Annotated in this window: 19 protein-coding genes; 16 read left to right on the top strand and 3 right to left on the bottom strand. The window is 59.9% G+C overall.

The window, feature by feature from the left end:
- Positions 1 to 131 precede the first annotated feature (131 nt).
- The 10 genes from trhA to purB all read left to right on the top strand — a co-directional run bounded on the left by trhA (position 132) and on the right by purB (position 8,840).
- The gene (gene trhA, locus C1722_RS15570) at positions 132 to 824 is read left to right on the top strand and encodes a PAQR family membrane homeostasis protein TrhA (RefSeq protein ID WP_180995334.1); all 693 of its coding nucleotides are present in this window, start codon (positions 132 to 134) and stop codon (positions 822 to 824) included.
- Positions 825 to 850: 26 nt separating this feature from the next.
- On the top strand, positions 851 to 2,227 hold the full coding sequence (locus tag C1722_RS15565; RefSeq protein WP_102380243.1) for a hemolysin family protein: 1,377 nt from the start codon (positions 851 to 853) through the stop codon (positions 2,225 to 2,227).
- A 74-nt stretch (positions 2,228 to 2,301) separates the two neighbouring features.
- Positions 2,302 to 3,414: a PspC domain-containing protein gene (locus C1722_RS15560; protein WP_102380242.1), complete on the top strand. Its 1,113-nt coding sequence runs from the start codon at positions 2,302 to 2,304 to the stop codon at positions 3,412 to 3,414.
- Between the two features lie 9 nt (positions 3,415 to 3,423).
- Positions 3,424 to 3,852, top strand: coding sequence for a PspC domain-containing protein (locus tag C1722_RS15555; protein WP_244902610.1), 429 nt, complete (start codon positions 3,424 to 3,426; stop codon positions 3,850 to 3,852).
- Positions 3,853 to 3,960: 108 nt separating this feature from the next.
- Complete coding sequence (locus C1722_RS15550) at positions 3,961 to 4,287, top strand: PadR family transcriptional regulator (protein WP_219724329.1); 327 nt, start codon at positions 3,961 to 3,963, stop codon at positions 4,285 to 4,287.
- Positions 4,284 to 4,643 (top strand): DUF1048 domain-containing protein, encoded by a 360-nt coding sequence (locus C1722_RS15545; protein ID WP_102380240.1) that lies wholly within the window; start codon positions 4,284 to 4,286, stop codon positions 4,641 to 4,643. The genes C1722_RS15550 and C1722_RS15545 overlap by 4 nt, the downstream gene beginning before the upstream one ends.
- Positions 4,644 to 5,101: 458 nt before the next feature.
- Complete coding sequence (locus C1722_RS15540; protein ID WP_102380239.1) at positions 5,102 to 5,854, top strand: CMP-2-keto-3-deoxyoctulosonic acid synthetase; 753 nt, start codon at positions 5,102 to 5,104, stop codon at positions 5,852 to 5,854.
- 141 nt (positions 5,855 to 5,995) lie between these two features.
- A complete protein-coding gene (locus C1722_RS15535; protein WP_279611972.1) occupies positions 5,996 to 6,670 on the top strand; it encodes a potassium channel family protein in 675 nt (224 codons plus the stop codon).
- Positions 6,671 to 6,680: 10 nt separating this feature from the next.
- On the top strand, positions 6,681 to 7,352 hold the full coding sequence (locus C1722_RS15530; RefSeq protein ID WP_102380237.1) for a potassium channel family protein: 672 nt from the start codon (positions 6,681 to 6,683) through the stop codon (positions 7,350 to 7,352).
- Between the two features lie 144 nt (positions 7,353 to 7,496).
- Positions 7,497 to 8,840: an adenylosuccinate lyase gene (gene purB / locus C1722_RS15525; protein WP_102380236.1), complete on the top strand. Its 1,344-nt coding sequence runs from the start codon at positions 7,497 to 7,499 to the stop codon at positions 8,838 to 8,840.
- A gap of 152 nt (positions 8,841 to 8,992) precedes the next feature.
- Here the strand turns inward: purB and C1722_RS15520 are convergent, their stop codons facing one another.
- The 3 genes from C1722_RS15520 to C1722_RS15510 form a co-directional block, all read right to left on the bottom strand.
- Positions 8,993 to 9,421, bottom strand: coding sequence for an RrF2 family transcriptional regulator (locus C1722_RS15520; RefSeq protein WP_180995305.1), 429 nt, complete (start codon positions 9,419 to 9,421; stop codon positions 8,993 to 8,995).
- A gap of 300 nt (positions 9,422 to 9,721) precedes the next feature.
- Complete coding sequence (locus C1722_RS15515; protein WP_102380234.1) at positions 9,722 to 10,462, bottom strand: class I SAM-dependent methyltransferase; 741 nt, start codon at positions 10,460 to 10,462, stop codon at positions 9,722 to 9,724.
- A 68-nt stretch (positions 10,463 to 10,530) separates the two neighbouring features.
- Positions 10,531 to 11,925 (bottom strand): twin-arginine translocation signal domain-containing protein, encoded by a 1,395-nt coding sequence (locus tag C1722_RS15510; RefSeq protein ID WP_244902609.1) that lies wholly within the window; start codon positions 11,923 to 11,925, stop codon positions 10,531 to 10,533.
- A 236-nt stretch (positions 11,926 to 12,161) separates the two neighbouring features.
- Here C1722_RS15510 and C1722_RS15505 point away from each other — a divergent pair, with 236 nt between their 5' ends.
- From C1722_RS15505 to C1722_RS15480, 6 genes are all read left to right on the top strand, one after another.
- On the top strand, positions 12,162 to 12,872 hold the full coding sequence (locus C1722_RS15505) for a response regulator transcription factor (protein ID WP_102380233.1): 711 nt from the start codon (positions 12,162 to 12,164) through the stop codon (positions 12,870 to 12,872).
- An 11-nt stretch (positions 12,873 to 12,883) separates the two neighbouring features.
- A complete protein-coding gene (locus C1722_RS15500; protein WP_244387287.1) occupies positions 12,884 to 14,566 on the top strand; it encodes a HAMP domain-containing sensor histidine kinase in 1,683 nt (560 codons plus the stop codon).
- Positions 14,567 to 14,654: 88 nt separating this feature from the next.
- The gene (locus C1722_RS15495) at positions 14,655 to 15,527 is read left to right on the top strand and encodes a phosphoribosylaminoimidazolesuccinocarboxamide synthase (protein WP_102380232.1); all 873 of its coding nucleotides are present in this window, start codon (positions 14,655 to 14,657) and stop codon (positions 15,525 to 15,527) included.
- A 100-nt stretch (positions 15,528 to 15,627) separates the two neighbouring features.
- On the top strand, positions 15,628 to 16,338 hold the full coding sequence (locus C1722_RS15490) for a hypothetical protein (protein ID WP_244387283.1): 711 nt from the start codon (positions 15,628 to 15,630) through the stop codon (positions 16,336 to 16,338).
- Positions 16,339 to 16,461: 123 nt separating this feature from the next.
- Positions 16,462 to 20,022: a phosphoribosylformylglycinamidine synthase gene (locus C1722_RS15485; protein WP_102380231.1), complete on the top strand. Its 3,561-nt coding sequence runs from the start codon at positions 16,462 to 16,464 to the stop codon at positions 20,020 to 20,022.
- Between the two features lie 145 nt (positions 20,023 to 20,167).
- A complete protein-coding gene (locus C1722_RS15480; protein ID WP_102380230.1) occupies positions 20,168 to 21,286 on the top strand; it encodes an SLC13 family permease in 1,119 nt (372 codons plus the stop codon).
- Positions 21,287 to 21,365: the final 79 nt, after the last annotated feature.

The raw sequence follows: 21,365 nt of genomic DNA, 5'->3' as shown, positions 1-21,365 counted from the left end.
ACAAGGATTCAAAGGACTGCCGAAGTACCACTTCGCAAGAGGCTCCTGCGCCTCAGGCTGAGCCTTTGAGCCCTTATTCCCAGCCGGGAACGTGGACGCCGTCTCAATTCAAGCCGAAGAACATGGCCGAAATGCGCGCCAGGGCCGACGGGCCGACGAACACTTACGGCAACGCCAACAGGAAAAAGCACAACGTACGCGAGTATACGCTCGGCGAGGAAATTGCCAATTCGATCACGCACGGCCTCGGCATCGCGCTCGCCATTGCGGCGATTCCGATCCTCGTCATAACCGCGACGGGCGACGGCGGCGGCATCCGCCTGTTCGCTGCGCTCGTGTACGCGATTACGATGGTGCTTGAGTACACGATGTCCACGCTGTACCATGCGATCGCCGTCGAAAAGGCCAAACGGGTCTTCAAGATTCTCGACCACAGCTGCATATACCTGTTCATTGCGGGGTCCTACACCCCGTTCTGCCTCGTATCGCTCGCCGATTCGGGCGGCATCTGGCTGTGCGTGTTCGTGTGGGTGGTTGCGCTCGCCGGCGTGGCCTGCGAGGCGTTCTGGGTGTTTCGCCCCCGCTGGATATCGGCGGTTCTCTATCTGCTGCTCGGATGGTGTGTGATCTGGTTTCTGCCCGCGCTCATCACCGCCATTCCCGCACCGGGCCTCTGGCTGCTCGTCGGCGGCGGGGTGTGCTATTCGGTGGGGTGCATCTTCTACGTGCTCAAGAAGATCCCCTACATGCATTCCATCTTTCATCTGTGGGTGCTGGCTGGCAGCATCCTGCAGTTCTTGGCCATCGCACTGTACGTGCTGTAGTTCTAAGGAGTGAGTCCTAAACCCATATGGACGTTGGCATAAGCATTGTCGTCACTTTCATCCTCGTGCTGGTAAACGGCTATTTCTCCATGTCGGAGATGGCGCTCGTGAACGCGAAGCGCGTGCTTCTCGAAAAAGACGCCGAGGGAGGCGATAAGCGCGCAGAGCTCGCTGCGGGTCTCGCCGCCGATACCAGCCAGTTTCTCGCAACCATACAGGTTGCCATCACGCTCGTGGGCTTCTTCGCGTCGGCTGCGGCGGCAACGAACCTCTCCGACCCCCTGGCCCAATGGCTGAGCGGGTTCGGCATCGATTGGCTGTCGTTTATCGCACCGGGTTTGTCGCCGGTTCTCATCACGCTTCTCGTCTCGTATCTGAGCATCGTGGTGGGCGAGTTGGTCCCCAAACGCATGGCCTTGGCCGATGCCGAAAAGGTCGCCAAGCGCGTGGCGGGTCCGCTCATGGTGTTTCGCACGATCGCCAAACCGCTCGTGTGGCTCACGTCGGCTTCTGCCGACGGGTTGTCGAAGCTCTTGCGCATCAAGAGCGCCGACGAGCGCCAAGATGTGTCGGAAGAAGAGATCAAGTACATGGTCACCGACAACAAAGAGCTGCTCGACGACGAGAAGCGCATGATCCACGAGATCATCGAACTCGGCGATACCACGGTGCGCGAGGTCATGCAACCGCGCGTCGATATGATTCTCGTCGAAGACACCGAAACGGTGAAGCAGGCGCTCGATCGCATGCGCGGTACCGGCTACTCGCGCCTGCCCGTGTACCACGAAGACTACGACAGCATCGTGGGCATCGCTCACTACAAGGATCTCGTGTCTCCGTTGATGGACGGCAAGGCCGACGAAGAAGTGGGCAAGTACGCCTACGAGGCCATGTTCGTTCCCGAAACCAAGGATATCTATCCGCTTCTCTCGGAGATGCAAACAAATCGGCAACAGATGGCTATCGTAGTGGACGAGTACGGTGGCACCGATGGTTTAATTACCCTCGAAGATATCGTTGAGGAAATCGTCGGCGAGATCATTGACGAATCGGACTCTGAAAGCGAGTACGTCACGCCGATATCCGAGGACGAATGGTCGGCTGACGGGCGGTTCCCGACAGACGAAGCCGAAGAGCTCGGATGGCCCGTTACCGAGTCTGACGATTACGAGACGATAGCAGGATGGCTGCTCGACCGAATCGATACGGTTCCCCAGATTGGCGACCAATTCGATATCGACGGGTATTCGTTCAGGATACAGTCCATGCGCCGAAGGCGGATTTCATCCATTCGGGTGAAGAAGCTGCAAGGCGTTGAGGTGGATGCGGGGCCTGGCGAGTCAGCCTGCCAGGATGGCAAGAAGGCCGAGTCTGGCGACGAGGCCGTGAACCGTACCGAGTAGGGGGATGCTTCGCTTTCCAACGTTAAGGCGGCGATGCACCTTGAGGCCGCAAGACGAGGAAAGGAGGCTGTGCGGTGGCCGAGAAACGATTCTACCGTTCGCGCGATGCGCTGATAGGCGGCGTATGCGCGGGTATTGCCGAGTACTTCGACATCGATCCCGTCGTCGTGCGCATCCTTGCCGTGGTGCTTACCTTTGCAACCGCCGGGACGCTCGCCATTGCCTACATCGCCCTGTGGTTCATCCTCCCCCTCGCGCCCGATCCTGCCGAGCCGGTTGACGTGCAGCCCGAATCCGTCCATTCCGATACGTACGGACCCATCGATTACGAAGCGGCGAAGCGCAAAGCGCAAAGCGAGCATCGGGAGGGCGGTTCTGCTGCCCCGTTCTCGTCGGCAGGAAGCGCGCCGTTTGGCCCTTACCCGAATGCAGGCGCTCCTTTCACGGGCGCGGGCCACGTGCCTCCCGAGCCGCCGCGACCGTACGCTGATGCGCATCAGACGCCTTCCGGCCAATCGGTTCCCCATGCAGCGCAGGCGCCGCATGTTTCGCAGCCTGCCTACACGGCTCAGGCGCCGGGTTCGACCCAATCGGCGTATGCAGCCTATACGGCTCAGGCGCCCTATGGCGCGCCGTCTCCCTCATCCCCGCAGGGGTCTCCGACTGTCGCTGCCCAGCAGCCCGCAGAGCCGGTGTCGAAAAAGTCGGTGCGAGCGGCCCTGTGGTTCGGGTTTCTCTGCCTGTTCATCGGATTCGCGGCAATTCTGAGCCAGTTCATCGAAGACGTATCCTGGTGGCAGTTTTGGCCGTTGCTCCTCATCATCGTCGGCATCGGCAACGTTGTCATACCCGCGCCGAGGGGTAAGCGCATGGGGCAGTTCGTCAGCGGCCTCATGGCGATATCGATAGGCGTCGTGCTTTTATCCATGTCGCTTCATGCGATCAGCTATGCGAGTTTCGCTCCGATGATCGAGAATCTATGGCCTTTGCTCGTCATGATGGTCGGGTTCTTCATCATTTCGGGCGCGGTGAAAAACCCTCTTTTCGAGCTTCTGGCGGGTCTTTGCTTCGTGGCTTTCTGCGTTATCGGGCTTATGTGGTTCACCGTTCCGGGAACCACGGAGTTCATGACCATCGCGTTGCCGTTCAAGGAAGCCGTGATCATCGACGTCAATCCGTGGACGTAGGCGGTTGCGATGAACAAGTTCTCCCGGTATCCGAAATCTGCGCAGATCGCCATCATCGTGGGGGCGGCGTGCGTTCTGTTCGGCGTATGGAGGCTGTTCGGCGTCGCTTTCGGCTACGGCTGGTGGAATGCTCTGCAGCGCATGGTGGGTACGGTGTTTTCGTATCTGTGGCCCATCGCGCTCATTTGCGCGGGGCTCTATCTTGTGTGGGCTGCAAAATCCGGGCGGCTCAAAGGGGTTACGAACATCGATTGGAGAAAGCCGTTCGGACGTAGCGTTACCGATAAACGTATCGCCGGGGTGTGCGGCGGTGTCGCGCAGTTCCTCGGTATCGATTCCACCATCGTACGGGTGCTCGTGGTTATCCTGCTCGTCATATCGCCCGCGTTTACCGTGCTCGCCTACATCGTGGCGGCTATCTTCATTCCAAGGCTTTAGCCGAAGTCCCCTCGTTTTCTCTTGACAGATTTGCTACTCTGTGATGCTATATACTAGTACTAAGTAATACTGCATATCAGCCATACAGACTAGCAGGAGGTGAACGCAGTGCAAAATCTGACGGAAATGCTGAAAGGCGTACTCGAAGGCTGCGTCCTCGAGATCATCGGCCGTGAGGAAACCTATGGCTACGAGATTACGAAGAAGCTCAACGCGCTCGGCTTCTCCGATGTTGTCGAAGGTACGGTGTACACCATTTTGCTCCGGCTTGAGAAAAACGAACTGGTGCATACAGAGAAGAAACCTTCCGAGATGGGGCCTCCGCGCAAATTCTACACGCTCAGCGATGCGGGTCGTGAAGAAGTACAGCGGTTTTGGCAAAAATGGGACTTCGTCTCGTCGAAGATCAACGAGCTGAAAGAAGGACGATCATGAGAAACCCCGTAGCTTATTTCAAGCAAGTAGCGCAGGAGAAGCGCGAATACCGCGAGGCCATGGATCGCGTGAAAACGCTGCCCGAAGACTACCGCTACGTATACGACAAAATTCAACACTACATGTGGAGTCACGTGGCCGGCGACGGCATGGATATGACCGTTGTGCTCGCCGACTTGGTGGATCTGTTCGAGCAGGGCGCGGCAGAAGGCAAGGGCGTACTCGAAGTGACGGGCGAAGATGTGGCCGCGTTCTGCGACGATCTGCTCGTCAACGCGAAAACCTATGCGGGCACGAAGCAGGATGCGCTGAACAACGCCATCAAGAAGAAGCTCGAACGGGTCGATGGTAACTGACGGTTCTGCAATCTGCGCGCTTCGGCCGAATGGCGAAAACGCAGATAACGGAAACGCCCATCAGCCCGATCTCGGCATGTCGCTTGCTAAGATCGGGCTGTTTTCGAATCGCGCGATGCTCGGGTCTGGTCGATGGGCCGGCAAAGTACGATCAAAGCGAAAATATAGGATATTAAGCACCATAATTCGTTCGCGTTTTCCGTATGGGGGCGACCCTGCATTTATAGAACAAACGGTGGAGGAGCCTCCACATCTCGGCTCCGAAAACTTGGCTGTGCCGTTCGTTTTGGAGTAGAATACGACAAGTCAAAACAGCATAGAGGCTTCTCGACAGCAAACTCCCCCTTACAATTTACTACGCTGTCACCGCTCAGGCGGTTTAGTTTTGCGCTGTAAAACGAAAGGCTTTGAGGGCTTTGGCACTGAAACGATATAATAAATCGCGTAGGCGCACTGCAGTGTTTGCTGGTTCAGCGGCATGCGTAGTGGTGACCCTGTGCATTACGATTGGGATCGGCACATCGTTCGCCGGTGCCGGCGGCGTCAACACCGCTGGCTTCGGTGCAAGCGGTGCGGCTGCTTCCGAAGATGCCTCGCAAACCGAGTCGCTCGGCGCTGCCAGCGATACCGGTGTTCGCGAGAGCTCCCAGCTTTCCAATTCCGCCCAGCGCGATATCACCAAGGGCATCGAGACCATCGAGGCCAAGGAAGAGGCGGACCGCATTGCCGCCGAAGAAGCTGCTCGCGCCGAGGAAGAAGCCAAGATTCAGGCTGCGGCCGAGAAGCGCGCCGAACAGGAAGCCAACAATCCCCCCGCTATCGATTTGAGCGAAGTCGATTTCACCGTCGGCAAAGAAGCGTTCATTGAAGAATGGACCGCCCGGATCGATGCGTATCTCGCAGGTTCCCCCTTAGCCGGCCAGGGCGTCACGTTCGCTACGGCGGCATGGGACAACGGCGTCGACCCGCGCTGGTCGCCCGCCATCTCCAACACCGAAAGCTCGAAGGGCGCTGTGTGCTTCCTTCCGTATAACGCGTGGGGCTGGGGCGACAAGTCCTTCTCCAGCTGGGAAGAAGCCATCAACACCCACGTATCGGGTCTTGCGGCTGGCTACGGGCAGACCATCACGTACTGGGCGGCCAAAAAGTACTGCCCGCCGAACTACGATCATTGGTTCGAAAGCACGCTTTCCGAAATGCAGAGCATCTAACAACAGCTCCACAAACGAAACAAACAAGCCCGCTTTCGCGGGCTTTTGTATATCCTATACTGGATGCATGGTCAAAGCGCCTGCGGATGGGCGCGACGGCCGTAGGCGCACGGCACCGGACGGCATCGTCGGCGCCGCGCAATCGAAAGGACGGAAATGAGCAATGTCATCGTCGTCGGGTGCGGCCGCGTCGGCTCGCAGCTAGCGAACATGCTGTCCGACAACGGCAGCAACGTTTGCGTGATCGACCGCAATCCCGATGCGTTTGCAAATTTGGGGCGCAATTTCAACGGCTCGGTGCTGCAGGGCATCGGGTTCGACGAGGAAACGCTTCTCAAGGCGGGTATCGAGGAGTGCGATGTTGTGGCGGCTGTGACCCAGCTCGACAACACGAACCTCATGGTGGCCGAAGTTGCGGGACGCCTTTTCGGCGTACCGCACGTTATTGCCCGCCTGTACAACCCCGACCACGAGCGCGCCTACATGCAGCTCGGCATCGATTACGTATGCGGAACCTCGCTTGTGGCCGAAGACGTGTTCTCGAAAGTGGTCGCGGGGCATGGCAGCCACCTCGATACGTTCGGAGAATTCGAAGTGCTGCGGTTTTCTCTGAATCTCAACGGCTTGGGAAAGAAGACGATACGCGTTTCGGAAATGGAACGCGATCACGACGTGCGCATAATCGCTTTCGAACGCGGCGACGGCTCTGCCAGTTCGATTCCCACGCGCGATAGCATCCTCTACCACGGCGATACGGTGCTTGCCTGCGTTCGCCATGAGCTAATCGAGTCGTTCTCCCAGTACATTCAGGATTAGGAGCCTTTTCATGTATATCGTGATCGTAGGAGGCGGCAAGGTGGGCGAGTATCTCGCCACGGTTTTGCTGCAGAGCGGAAACGATGTGGCGGTCATCGACGAGAACCTGCAGACGGCCGACCGCCTTTCGGTAACCCTGCAAGGCCGCTACCTGGTTATCCACGGCGATGGATGCGATTCGAAGTATCAGGAAGACGCGGGAATCCGTAAAGCCGACATCTTCGTTGCGACCACCGGGCAAGACGACGATAACCTTGTATCGTGCGAGATCGCTCAGCGCGTGTTCAACGTGCCGCGCTGCATCGCCCGCGTAAACAGCCCGAAGAACCTTCGCATTTTCCGCGAGGTGGGGATCGAATGCGTTTCCTCGACCACGCTCATCGCAAACCTCATCGAAGAGGAGGCGCTGCTCGGTAGCGTGAGCATCGCCTCGTCGTTGTCGCATGGCAACGTCATGCTTTCCGAGATCGCCGTGCCGCGCATGAAATACCACAGCAACGACGAGGGCATCGCCGTGGAGGATATACCGCTTCCGCAAGGCAGCCTCATCGCCGCCGTGTCGACGCCCGACGATGTGATGGTCGCAGTGCCGGGCACGCTGCTGTACCCCGGGGATAAGGCCATCGTCGTGGCGGACAGCGATATCGTCGACGAAGTCAGAATGGTGTTCAAAACCCTGTAGCGGTGCATGGTAGCCGGCGTTGCGCCGCTGCATGTACCGTTGGCAGAGGTCTGTCAAGCCGTCTGGGACGTTCGTGGAAATCTTCCGCGCCGACGGGCAAACGGGTATTCTGTATCAGGTTGGATCCGCAGGAAAGGGCAATACATGATTGGTCGTTACACGCGTCCTGAAATGGGCGCCATCTGGTCGATGCACAACAAGTTTTCCATCTGGAAGGAGATCGAGGTTCTGGCGTGCGAAGCGCAGGCCGAGCTCGGCGCATCCGGCATCACGAAGGAGGAAGCCGCGTGGATTCGCGAGCATGCCGATTTCACCGTGGAGCGTATCGACGAGATCGAGAAGGTGACGAACCACGATGTCATCGCCTTCACGACGAACATGGCCGAGCACATCGATGCCGACATCGAGCAGGGAGCCGAGCCGCCGAGCCGCTGGGTGCACTACGGCATGACCTCGTCCGACTTGGGCGATACCGCGCTGTCCTATCAGATAACCCAGGCGATCGACATCATCATCGCCGACGTGAAGCAGCTGGGCGAAACCTGCAAGCGGCGCGCTTTCGAATTTCAGAACACGCTCTGCGTGGGACGCACGCACGGCATCCATGCCGAACCGATGACGTTCGGCATGAAGTTCGGCAGTTGGGCATGGGCTTTGAAGCGTGCGCTGACGCGCATGGAGGAGGCCCGCGCCGTTGCGGCGTGCGGAGCCATCTCCGGAGCCGTGGGTACCTATTCGAGCATCGATCCGTTCGTTGAGGAGTACGTGTGCGAGAAGCTCGGCCTTGTGCCTGATCCCCTTTCCACCCAGGTGCTCGCCCGCGATCGCCACGCTCAGGTCATGGCGGCGCTCGCCGTGACGGCTTCGACGCTCGAATCCATTGCCATGCAGGTGCGTCTGCTCCAGCAATCCGACGTTATCGAAGCGGAGGAGCCGTTCACGAAGGGGCAGAAGGGCTCGTCCGCCATGCCTCACAAGCGCAACCCCATTACGGCCGAGCGCGTGTGCGGGCTGGCTCGTGTGGTCAAGAGCAACGCCCAGGTTGCCTTCGACGATGTGGCGCTGTGGTACGAGCGCGATATCTCGCATTCGGGTGCCGAGCGCGTGGCGCTTGCCGACAGCTTTATCGCCTTGGACTACATGTTCGGCAAGATGCAGTGGATGCTCGACGGCCTGCAGACCTATCCTGCGAAGATGGAGCACAACTTGTGGCGCACGCGCGGCCTCATCTTCAGCTCGAAGGTGCTGCTCGCGCTGGTCGATACAGGGATCTCGCGCGAAGACGCCTACGTGATCGTGCAGCGCAACGCCATGAAGGTGTGGGAAGACATCCAGAACGCCGTCGACGGTCCGACCTACCGTGAGAACCTCGAAGCCGATCCCGAGGTGAATTTGGCGAAGGAAGTGCTCGATGAGATCTTCGACCCTTGGGATTTCCTCACCCGCAAAGATGTGGTGTTCGATCGGTTGCAGGAGCTGGAGTTTTAGCCGGTTTCATTCGATACCATGCATGTGTAGGGCCTATCTGCGCTCGCAGGTAGGCCCTACACTACGAGGACCCCGAACGGGCGAGCGGTATCGCCATGGTGCGGGGTCCTGTGCTGTTTACAGCAGTTGCGCCGAGGCGGTCGGCTGGGCGCCTACGCGGTTGCGAACTCGGGTTGCGGTATCGCTTTTTTCTCGGCTATCTGCTCGATGGTCGTGCTGGCGAGGGATTTTTCAAGCCCTGTTTGGAGCATCTGATAGGTTCCCACGACCAGCTCTGCGGCGCCTTTGTCGGTCACTTCGCAGAAGCTGTCCTGCCCGGGAAGCGCCGGCTCGTCTTCCATGGCGCTGACTACGTCGTACAGGGTTATGTCGGCGGGCTTCTTCATGAGTGAGTACCCGCCGTACTTTCCGCTTTGGGCTGCGAGGATCGACGCTTGTCTCAGGCGAATGGCTATCTGTACAAGCAGGTCGCGGGGGATATGCATGGCTTCCGATATCTCGCGTGAAGAGCATTGCTCTCCCTTGACCGCAAGATAGAGCACCGCTCGTATTGCATAGTCTATCGTGGCCTTGATCCGCATTGGTTTTCTCCCTTCTGCGCGAGTATGCGACCGCCGCGCATTCGGGCAGCGGTGTTTCGTCGTGCTGCCGCGGGATGCGAGCGGATGTCGCTCGGCGTGCCGAAGCCTTCTGGTTCCTCGCTTTGACATATGCCGTGAATACGGATTATCAAAGTTGCTCCATTATCATTACCTTATTGTATACGTATTCAGTAAGGTTGTGTCAATACCAAGGAAGTCAAGAATGCCGAAACGAGCACATGGGCGGTCGGTTCGGCATTCGGGAACAGGGCAGTGCGCGTCTATGCGGTTTTGCGGGGGTTATGCGAGGGGCTTGCGGGCTTTCACGAGGAGCATCATGGGGCGGCGCAGCTCGTCGCTCATTTCGGGTACCGAACCCAACAGGTCCGCCGTGGGCTTCGGCTCGACGACGGCTTCGATGACGAAACCTGCTTCGATAAGGCCCTGCAGGTAGGTGGCAAGCGTTTTGTGGTGCTTGACTACCTGCTCGCCGAGAAACACCGCATCGCGCCACCCCTCTGAAAAGTAGCGGTCGACGGGCCAGTGCAGCTTGCTGCCGTCCGCGCCGTAAAACCAATCCTGGGTTCCGTATGCGGTGAAGATGGGGTGTTCGACGGAGAAGACGAAGGTTCCGTTGGCGCGCAGCCATTCGTATGCGGAGGCGCATACGGCGTCGAACGACTCGACGTAATGGAGGGCGAGCGAGCTCACGACCGTATCGAAGCTTTCCGGGTCGAACGAAAGATCCTCGATTGCGGCCTGCCTGTAGGTTACCTGCGGGCACTCGGTCGTCTCACGGGCTTTGGCGAGCATCTTTGCGGATAGGTCGGTGCCGAGCACCTCGGCGGCTCCCTGTTCGGCGGCGTAGATGCAATGCCATCCGAATCCGCAACCCATATCGAGCACCCGCTGACCGGCAAAATCCGGAAGGAGCTTCTTGAACTCATGCCATTCGCCTGCTGCCGTCAGGCCTCCCACGGAGCGGGGAAAAGCGCTGTACTTCTCGAAAAACGCCTCATCGTCGTATTTGTTCTCTTTCACAAAAGCCTCCTTGCGGCTATTTGGGCGACGGCATCGAACAGGGTGCTGCGGAAAGCTCCCAGCCTGCGCTACGACAGAGCGACGGGTGACCAAACGCGCACGAGGCAGAGCTTTTTGGTCGTGCCGTCGACCGCCGTATCGTTGATGTTGGTATAGGTGACGAACGTCGATGTCGCGCCGGTGGTGGCAAGGTAGTCCCCGTAATCGTCGCAGCCGCTTTGGATGGGCAGGGCGAAATAGGTGAGCGATCCGATGTCTATGCCGCAGACCGACTGCTTCGATTTCACGATGAACCAGCCGTTGCTCCAGGCGGGAGCCGCAGTGGGCGCTCTCTTGAAGCTGTACCACGAAAGCCCGTCGTAGTCTTCGGTTCCATGGGTTTGCGCGGGTGTGTAGGTGCCGAGGTTGGCGATGCCGCCCCCGTAGTTGTAAATGGCGTCGAAGGAGAACGTGAAGCCGTTATCGCCGTAGCCTGCCTCGAGCGGTTTCATGGCGGTGGGCAGCACGACTTTGTCGCGAACCTCGCAGGTGTCGGCATCGAGCAAGGTGAGCTGGTAGTTTACCGTCGAGGTATTGGTGCGCGGAGTGATGACGAGGCCGTCCGCCAGCGGATAGGGCGGCGTGCTCATGCGCCCGGTCGAAGAGAATACCGTTTCGGCTTCCGAGCCGGAGCCGAAACGAACCCGCTTCAACAGGGAGTCCTCGCCGGTGTTTTCGCCGCCGAGCGCCGGCAGCACCTGCCAGAACGCGTTCATGCCGACGGCGGCGATGGTGGGCGTTTCCCAACCCGTATTCCCCTCGTCAACGAGTGCGGGGGAGCCGAGTGCGCCGTTGTTGAGCGATGCGGTGTATACGCGCCAGATGCCGTCGAGGATATTGGCTTCGGTCCAGATGAGACCCTGCTCGCTTGCGCGTACGTCGTAGATGTCGAAGCCCTCGGCCTGACCGATCGCCTCTTCGAGCACGATGGGGTATTCGCCGCTGCCGAGATAGAGCAGTGCCACCTGTGTGAGCGGGCGAGCCGATTCCGACGTGGGCAGCAGGCATGCGGCAATCGAATCGTTGTTCGTCCACAGAAGCGTGCCGTAGGGAAGCTCGAAGTTGCCCACGAGGCTTACGTAGTTTCCGAGCTCGTCGCTGCCGATGGCCTCCTGGTCGGTGCCGAGGGTCGATACGGCGTCCTCGGGCACTTGAAGGACGGTGATCTCTTCCTCGGCATCGTTGGGTTGCGCTGCGCTGTAGAGAGCGAAGCCGCCTCCTGCAAGCGCTGCCGCAGCGCCGACGCCGAGGGCGCCGTAGAGAAAATGGCGACGCGTGATCAGCGTTTGGCCGTGCGAGGACGATGGGGTTCTAGCCGCGGGGGCCTTGGGGGCTTGCTTCGGCTTGCTCCTCGTGTACGCCCGCTTCGCGTTCATCTGCTTGGCGTGGGCGCGCTTCGCATGTGTGGGTCTGCGTTCAGGCACGATTCGACTTTCCTATACAACGGGGATCATGTGAATTTTGCGCAGGTTCCGCGTTTGATCTCGGCAAATGTCCCCGTACAACGTTTGCGTTACTTTGCACGTTTATTGTGTCATTTACCATACAGCTTAGAGGCCAAAACGCATCAATTGCTACAATAAACGCAAACACGGTCCCGCATTCGTACTCCAGCGGATTAGGCGGAAATGACTGAACCGATGAGCTTGAGGAGATATCCATGAGCAACGAAACGCGACGTATCCTATTGGTCGAAGACGAGAAGGCCATCCGCGATGCGGTAACGGCTTACCTCGAACGTGAGAATTATTGGGTCACGGCTGTCGGCGACGGCCAAGAGGCCTTGGAAGAGTTTTCAAAGCACCATTTCGATCTGGTCATCCTCGATCTGATGCTGCCCCGCGTGCCGGGCGAGCGCGTATGCCGCGCCATCCGCGACAACTCCGATGTGCCGATCATCATGTTGACGGCCAAGGGCGAGGTCGAGGATCGCATCATCGGACTCGAACTCGGTGCCGACGATTACCTGGTCAAGCCGTTCAGCCCGCGCGAGCTCGTGGCACGCTCCCGTGCGCTTCTGCGTCGCGTGCATGCCGATTCCGAGCCGCAGCGCGAAGTACTCGAGTTCGGCGAGCTCACGATCGATGTGTCGGGCCACAAGGTGCTCGTCAACAACGAGGAGATCGACCTGACGGCCAGCGAGTTCAAGCTGCTCACCACGCTGTCCCGCTATCCCGGGCGCGTGTACTCCCGTATGGAGCTCGTCGAGAAGGTGCTCGGCTACGATTTCGAGGGCTACGAGCGCACGATCGACTCCCATGTGAAGAACCTGCGCGCCAAGATCGGCGACAATCCGCGTAATCCCAAGTGGCTCCACACGGTGCACGGCGTGGGCTATCGTTTCGAAGATCCTACTAAAGCTGGTCAGTAAGCACATCTTCGGTGGTCAAGAGAGAGCATACAGCCGTCGATCCCGATGGCGGCGCACGTCGCCCCCGTATCTGGTCGGACCTTACGTATACGACTCGCCTGACTGTGTCGTTTGCTGCGATCGCCGCTATGACGGCGCTCGTGGCTATCGGCGTGCTCTCATTCGTTTGGGAGCAGCATTTCCAGAGCTACACGAGGGCGAACCTCGAAACGACGGCGACCAACATCGCCTCGAAAATCGCCACGCGCTACGCCGAAACCGGTGAGTTCACCGACTACACGGTTGCTCCGGCTCAGGAGGTATACGGCGATTCGAAGGGCGTCGGCATCGTCGTCAGAGACAAAGACGGCAAAACCATATGGGACAGCACTCTTGACTACAGCACCGGCGGGGAAGACGATTCCGCCGGCACGGCAGATCCCAAAGGGCAGGCGCAGGTTCCCGACGGTACGCAGGACGGAGAGCCGGTCGATCCCGCCACGGTCGATCAGGGCGATGCTCCGGCCGCAGACCAGGACGCCGCGCAAAACGGCAGCCAGGGGGAAGGGGCATCGAGCGGCGAACCCGCTGCTTCGGTGGATGCCCAAGGGCAATGGAACTCCCTTGCACCGCCCGACGACAATCTGGTGCAGGTGTCGATCAAGGTTGACAAAGAGAAGGTCGGTACGGTTTCGGTGTGGGTGTACGGCTCCAACACGCTGCTGTTCCCGAAAGACATCGAGTTTCGCGAGAAATCCTATCAGGCCATGTTCTTCGCCGCGGCCATTGCCATCATCCTGGCGCTCTGCATCGGCTTTTTATTCGCGCGCAATCTCGTGCGGCCGATCAACCGCATGACTTCGACTGCGAAGGCCATCAAGGAAGGCGATATGTCGGCGCGCACGAACATGCACGGCGACGACGAGATATCCCGTCTCGGTGAAACGTTCGATGCCATGGCCGAGTCGGTTGAGAAGGACCGCGAGCTCGAGCGCCGCCTGACCACCGATGTGGCGCATGAGCTGCGTACGCCGCTCATGGCCATCCAGTCGACGGTAGAGGCCATGGTCGACGGCGTGTTCAAGGCCGATACCGAGCGCCTGGAAACGGTGAATTCCGAGGTGCAGCGCCTGAGCCGTCTCGTCGACGCACTGCTGAAGCTCTCGCGTCTCGAAAACCGTTCGACGCCCATGAAGGAAGAGGTCGTCGACGTGGGATCCCTCATAGCGGGCATCGTCTCGACGCACGATGCGTTCGTGACCGATTCGGGCCTTACGATGGAGTTCAACGCGCAGCCGGGCGTGTACGTATACGGCGATGCCGATATGATCAGGCAGGCAACCGCGAATCTCATCTCCAATGCCGTGCGCTACACCCCCGAGGGCGGCCATATCGCGGTCAACGTGAAGAAAGGCGACATCATGGCCTCGATCGCGGTGAAGGATACCGGCATCGGCCTTTCGCCCGAGGAGGCGAAGATGGTGTTCTCGCGTTTCTGGCGTGCCGATGCGGGCCGCAACCGCGAAAGCGGGGGCCTGGGAGTCGGCCTCGCGGTGGTCAAGGAAATCGTCGATCGACACGGCGGATGGGTGCACGTCGAGGGCAAACCCAACGAGGGGGCGACGTTCACGATCTACATCCCGCTCTATGATGAAAACAGGGTGAAAAACCGAGCCAAAAACAAAGAAAAGTCGAAGTCGCGCCCGAAGAAGTAACCCATCATGCTATCGTGTCCAATTGTGTTGGATTTTACATTGGCCTAGCCGGTAGTAAACGGAGCTTTAGGAAGGAAGTTCAAGCGACATGACCGGAATCGACATCTCACCCGATGCGCAGGGGAAAGTGCGCGACCTGTACGATCTGGGCGACAGGCTTTTGCTCGTTGCGTCGGATCGAATCTCGGCGTTCGACTACATCCTCGAAGACGAGATCCCCTACAAGGGCCGGGTCCTCACGCAGCTTTCGTGCTTCTGGTTCGAATTGCTCGATGGTGTAATCGAGAACCACCTGATCTCCGCCGACACGAAAGACCTACCCGAGCAGTTCAAACCCTACGAGGACTACCTGCGCGGTCGTTTCATGCTCGTGAAGAAAGCCGATATGTTTCCGGTCGAGTGCATCGTCCGCGGATACCTTGCCGGCAGCGGGCTCAAGGAATACGAGCGAGAGGGTACGGTGTGCGGCATCGAGCTGCCTGCCGGTTTGGTGAATTCCTCCAAACTCGAGAACCCCATCTTCACGCCTTCGACCAAGGCCGAGATCGGCGATCACGACGAGAACATCAGCTTCGAGCGCACCGCCGAGCTCATCGGCGAAGAAGCGGCTACCGCGCTGCGCGACCTGTCGATCAAGGTGTACAGCACGGCGCGCGACCATGCGGCCGAGCAGGGCATCATCATCGCCGATACGAAGTTCGAGTTCGGCACGATCGACGGGAAGATCATTCTCGCCGACGAGGTGCTCACGCCCGATTCATCGCGTTTCTGGGCCGTCGATTCCTACGTCGAGGGTCAAGAGCAGCCGAGCTTCGACAAGCAGTTTGTACGCAACTGGCTGAACGAGAACTGGGATCGCACGGGCAACCCGCCCCGCCTTCCGCAGGATGTTATCGAGAAGACGAGCGAGAAGTACATCCAGGCATACGAGCGCATCACCGGGCGTACGTTCGAGAAGTAAATACCGCCGAAACCTTCGTCCGGTACGCTGTTGAGCATGGGACGGGGCGCGGACAAGAGCACGACGAGGAGTAAATAGCGCAATGAGCCAAAGAAACCCGATGAACGACCGTTACACCACCGACGACCGCAAGGGTCAGACGCGCAAGAGCGCGGCAACGATGAAGCCGAAATCCAAAGCGGCTTCGACGGTGCACGTGCAGAGCACGACGAAGACCAAGCAGCAGAAGAAGGCCGAGCAGAAAGCGGCGCGCCAAAAGCAGTCTCAGGTGGATCGCAAGTACTACAACCCACCGACCGAGCAGTACAAGAAGCTCCGCCGTATGTGGTGGATCCTGCTCGTGGCGGCTATCGCCATGACGGCGTTCTCGTGGCTTTCCCGCTCGTGGTTTCCCAACAACGAAATGGTGAGCTTCATCGCCCTCGGACTTGCCTATGTGCTGATCATTGCAGCGCTCTACGTCGACTTCTCCAAGATCCGCAAGGTGCGCCGTGCCTATCAGGAGGAGATGGAGTCCAAGAAGACCAAAGAGATGCGCGCCATCGAGAAGAAGGCGAAGGCCGAGCAGCAGAAGAAAACATCCGGGAAGGGCGAGGAGGCCGAAGCGCCGGCTGTGGAAGCGCCGAAGAAGCGGAGCCTCTTCGGCAGCGGATTCAGGCTTTCGAAAGCAGAATCTGCAAAAGCCGCCAAGAAGGCCGACGCGGTTGAGGTTGGAGCGGATGGGGCCGGCGGGAAATCCGATGCGGCCGAGGGCAACAGCATCATCGACAAGGTCAAGAAGGAAAACGCTACCAAGGATTCGGCGAAATAACAGATTTTCCGAGCTGAGAAGCGTTTAGGCGAGGAAGGCCGAGGGAGTCGCCACCCGGGCATCTGCCGAGCCTCGACGCGCATTCGCATCGGTTTGCATGACGAGGAAGGTAGGAACTCATTCATGGTTTCTCGTGTCTATGTGGAGAAGAAACCCGGTTTCGACGGAGAAGCCCAGCAGCTTCTCTCTGAGCTGACGAGCATTCTCGGCATCGGTCAGCTGCGCGGTTTGCGGCTTGTCAACCGCTACGATGTCGAGGGCATCTCAGACGAGCTGTTCGCTCAGTGCGTACCCACGGTGTTCAGCGAGCCGCAATCGGATATCGCCACAACGGAAATGCCCGAGACGCGGGGCGCGCATGTGTTTGCGGTGGAGTACCTTCCCGGCCAATTCGATCAACGTGCCGATTCGGCGAGCGAGTGCATTCAGCTCATCTCCTGCGGAGAGCGCCCCGAGGTGCGCAGCGCGAAGGTGTACCTGCTCGAAGGCGAGCTGACCGAGGCCGATGTCGAGGCCATCAAGCGCTACGTGATCAATCCGATCGAGGCGCGCGAAGCATCGCTCGACGTGCGTTCGACGCTTCATATGGCTCAGCCGGTTCCCGCGATGGTGGAGACGGTCGAAGGATTTCTCGACCTCGACGAAGCGGGACTCGCCGCCTTCATCGCCGAGCGCGGACTTGCCATGGATCTTGCCGATATCGCGTTCTGCCAGCAGTACTTCGTCGAAGAGGATCGCAATCCCACGATCACCGAGATCAAGATGATCGACACGTACTGGTCGGATCATTGCCGCCACACCACGTTCGGCACCGAGCTCGCCGTGCAGGCGATCGATGACGAAGCGGTGCAGGCTGCGTTCGAGAAATACCTCGCCATGCGCCATGAGCTCGGACGCGACGAGAAGCCCGTGTGCCTCATGGACATGGGCACCATCGGCGCGCGCTACCTCAAGGCGAAGGGCATCCTTACCGGGCTCGACGAATCCGAAGAGATCAACGCCTGTACAGTCAAGTGCACGGTGGACGTGGATGGCGAAAGCCAGGACTGGCTCTACCTGTTCAAGAACGAAACGCATAACCATCCCACCGAGATCGAGCCGTTCGGCGGCGCAGCCACCTGTGTGGGCGGTGCCATCCGCGACCCGCTTTCGGGGCGCAGCTACGTGTACCAGGCCATGCGCGTGACGGGCGCGGCCGACCCGCTCGTGCCCGTATCCGAAACGCTTCCCGGCAAGNATGTGCGCCGCGAGACGCCGGCCCCGGGCGATGTGATCGTGCTGTTGGGCGGTCGCACGGGCCGCGACGGCATCGGGGGAGCGACGGGTTCCTCCAAGGCACACAACCTCGAAAGCCTCGAGAGCTGCGGTGCCGAAGTGCAGAAGGGCAATGCGCCCGTGGAGCGCAAGATCCAACGCCTGTTCCGTCGCAAGGACGCGTGCCGGCTCATCAAGCGCTGCAACGATTTCGGCGCGGGCGGTGTTTCGGTTGCGGTCGGAGAACTTGCCGACGGGTTGCATATCGATCTGGACCGCGTGCCCAAGAAGTACGACGGGCTCGACGGTACCGAGTTGGCCATCTCCGAAAGCCAGGAGCGCATGGCCGTGGCGTTGGCGCCCGAGGATGTCGATGAGTTTCTCGGCTATGCCTGCGAGGAGAACCTCGAAGCCACGCCGATCGCTACGGTGTGCGAGGAGCCGCGCGTGCGCATGGAATGGAACGGCGAGACCATCGTGGATGTGAGCCGTGAATTCCTGAACAGCAACGGGGCGCCGAAGCATCAGGACGTGCGCATTTTATCCGGGGGCGCCTACGAGCGCACATGGGGCGACGAGCAGGCATCGCTGACCGAGCGCATGCACGCGCTCGTAACCGATTTGAACGTGGCCTCGAACAAAGGTCTTTCCGAGCGGTTCGATTCGACCATCGGCGCGGCATCCGTCCTCATGCCCTTCGGCGGTTCGCGTCAGCTCACCCCGAACATGGCCATGGTGGCGAAATTCCCCGTCGCGGGAGAAACGACCACGTGCAGCGGCATGGCTTGGGGATTCAACCCTTATCTTACCGAAGCGAACCAGTATACGGGAGCGTATCTCGCCGTGGTGGAAAGCGTGGCGAAGCTCGCTGCGGCGGGTTTCAGGCGCGAAGCCATGTATCTGACTTTCCAGGAGTACTTCGAGCGCCTGCGCAACGAGCCCGAGCGCTGGGGCAAACCCGCAGCCGCGGTGCTCGGTGCTCTCATGGCGCAGATCGATCTGGGAATCGGATCGATCGGCGGCAAGGATTCCATGTCGGGCAGCTTCGAAGACCTCGACGTGCCGCCCACGCTCGTGAGTTTCGCCACAGCTGTGGGCTCGGTCGATCGGGTCACGTCGGCTGAGTTCAAGCGAGCCGGCAGCACGGTGATCGCCGTCAAGCCGCGCTACGCGGATCTGATTCCCGAACCCGAGGGCATGCGCGAAGCGCTCGCCATCGTCGACGATCTGATCGGGAGCGGAAGCGCGGCCGCCGTATCGACGCTCGGCTACGGATGCGCTGCCGAAGCGCTGTTCAAGATGTGCCTCGGCAACGGCATCGGCATCGAGATGGACGGGGGCGTTCGTGCCGACAGCCTGTTCTGCCCCGCGTACGGCACGTTTATCGTCGAACTTGCCGAGGGTGCCGAACCTCCTGCATCGACCGACTGGGTAGATGTGGTCGATTTGGGAACCACTACGTCAGACTACGTGTTCGCGGTTGCGGGGGAGACGATCGATCTCGTTGAACTGCAGGAAGCGTGGGAGGGCAAGCTCGAACCCGTATTCCCGTACCGCGGCGAAGGCGCCGAGGTCGAGACGGTGAGCTATGCCGACACGCTGCCGCTCACCTACGGCGGGGTTATCGCGAAACCGCGCGTCGTCATTCCCGTGTTCCCGGGAACGAACTGCGAATACGATACGGTGCGTGCGTTCGAGCGCGCGGGAGCGGTTGCCGATGTGCTCGTGGTGAACAACCTCACGCCCGACCGCGTTGCCGAAAGTACCGAAGCGCTCGTGGCGGCCATCAAGAACAGCCAGATCATCATGCTTCCCGGCGGCTTCTCCGGCGGCGATGAACCCGACGGCTCCGCTAAATTCATCACGGCGTTCTTCCGCGCTCCTGCCGTGACCGAAGCGGTGCGCGACTTGCTCCAGAACCGCGACGGGCTCATGCTCGGCATCTGCAACGGCTTTCAGGCGCTGGTGAAGCTGGGGTTGGTGCCGTTCGGCGACATTCGTCCTATGGACGAGAGCTGTCCGACGCTCACCTACAACACCATCGGGCGTCATCAGAGCCGTCTCGTGCGCACGCGTGTGGCTTCGAGCCTCTCGCCGTGGCTTTCGCGCTGCGAGGTGGGAGATGTGCATACCGTGGCCATCAGCCATGGCGAAGGCCGCTTCGTCGCTTCGCCCGAACTCGTCGAGCAGATGAAAGCGGCGGGGCAGATCGCCACGCAGTACGTCAACGTGAACGGCGTGCCGTCGATGGACTTGGATGTGAACCCCAACGGATCGGTACTGGCCATCGAGGGCATCACGAGCCCCGACGGCCGCGTGTTCGGCAAGATGGGGCATACCGAGCGCAGCGGGAACGGCCTGTACAAGAACGTTCCCGGCAATCTGTACCAGCCGCTGTTCGAAGGCGGCGTCGGTTACTTTACCGACTGAATGGCGAAAGCGCGTTCTTCGCACAGCAAGGGGGCCTCGTGTAGACGGGCCCCTTACTGTGCGTTACGAAAACACGAACAGATGTTTCACGTGAAACATTGCGATTGCGGTGCGTGCGCATGCGAGCGGAAAGCGGTTCTCATCCATGCTCGATAGGCTGATCTCGTTTTTCCGCACTGAAGCGGTGCTGTGCATCGCTGTCGTTTGCGCGCTCGCATCAATGGCGTTCGTGGCGCCTGACGGAGCGTACGCCTCCTATATCGACACGCGGGTGCTCATCTTGCTGTTCTGCCTTATGGCGGCGGTTGCCGGCCTTAGGGAATGCGGGCTCTTCTCGGTGCTCGCCCAGAAGCTGCTCGAGGGGAAGCGGCCGTTGCGCCTGGTGGTCCTCACGCTCGTTGCGCTGCCGTTTTTCGCGTCGATGCTCGTTACCAACGATGTTGCGCTGATGGCGTTCGTGCCGTTCGCGGTGCTCGTGCTTTCCCATGCGGGCCAGAAGCGGCACCTGGCGTGGATGATCGTACTGCAGACCGTTGCGGCGAACCTTGGCGGCATGGTAACGCCGATCGGCAACCCCCAGAACCTGTATCTGTACACGTACTTTTCGATTTCGCTTGGCGATTTTCTGCGGGCGCTGCTTCCGTTTGCTGCGCTTTCGCTTGTCGTGCTGGCTGCGGCATCGGCTCTGACGGGAAGGGGCTCGGCAAACGTGGTGCTTCCGCTTGGACGCTCGGACATCGACGGCAAACGCGTTGCTCTTCACGGCGCACTGTTCGCGGCGTCTCTTTTGGCGGTGCTTCGCGTAATCGATCCGCTTGTCCTGCTTGCGGTGGTCGTGTGTGCGCTTGCAGCGTGCGACCGACCGGTATTCAAGCAGGTTGATTACGGACTGCTGCTCACGTTCGTATGCTTCTTCGTATTCGCCGGCAATATGGGGCGCATCGAGGCGGTGCGCGATCTGCTCGAGGCGTTCATGGGCGCACATCCTCTGGTGACTTCGGTGGCTGCCAGCCAGGTGATCAGCAACGTACCCGCTGCTGTGTTGCTTTCGGGCTTCACGGAAAACTGGCAGAGCCTGCTTATCGGGGTGGATCTCGGGGGCCTGGGTACGCCCATCGCTTCGTTGGCGAGCCTCATATCGCTGCGCATCTATCTGCATGTCGACGGGGCGCGAATCGGAAGGTTCATGCTCGTGTTCGGGGCTGCGAACGCCGCGATGCTCGCCTTGCTGCTGGGTTTGTATGCGGTGTTGTACGTGGTGTAGCATCTGGGAATCAAAAAAGGAGAATTGTGTAATTCTCCTTTCCGTCTGGGAATATATTACCACAAAACTCGTCAAAAAT

The sequence above is a fragment of the Raoultibacter timonensis genome (assembly GCF_900240215.1).
GTDB lineage: Bacteria > Actinomycetota > Coriobacteriia > Coriobacteriales > Eggerthellaceae > Raoultibacter > Raoultibacter timonensis.
Note: the sequence above shows the minus strand (reverse complement) of the source record. Positions and strands in the feature narration are given on the sequence as shown.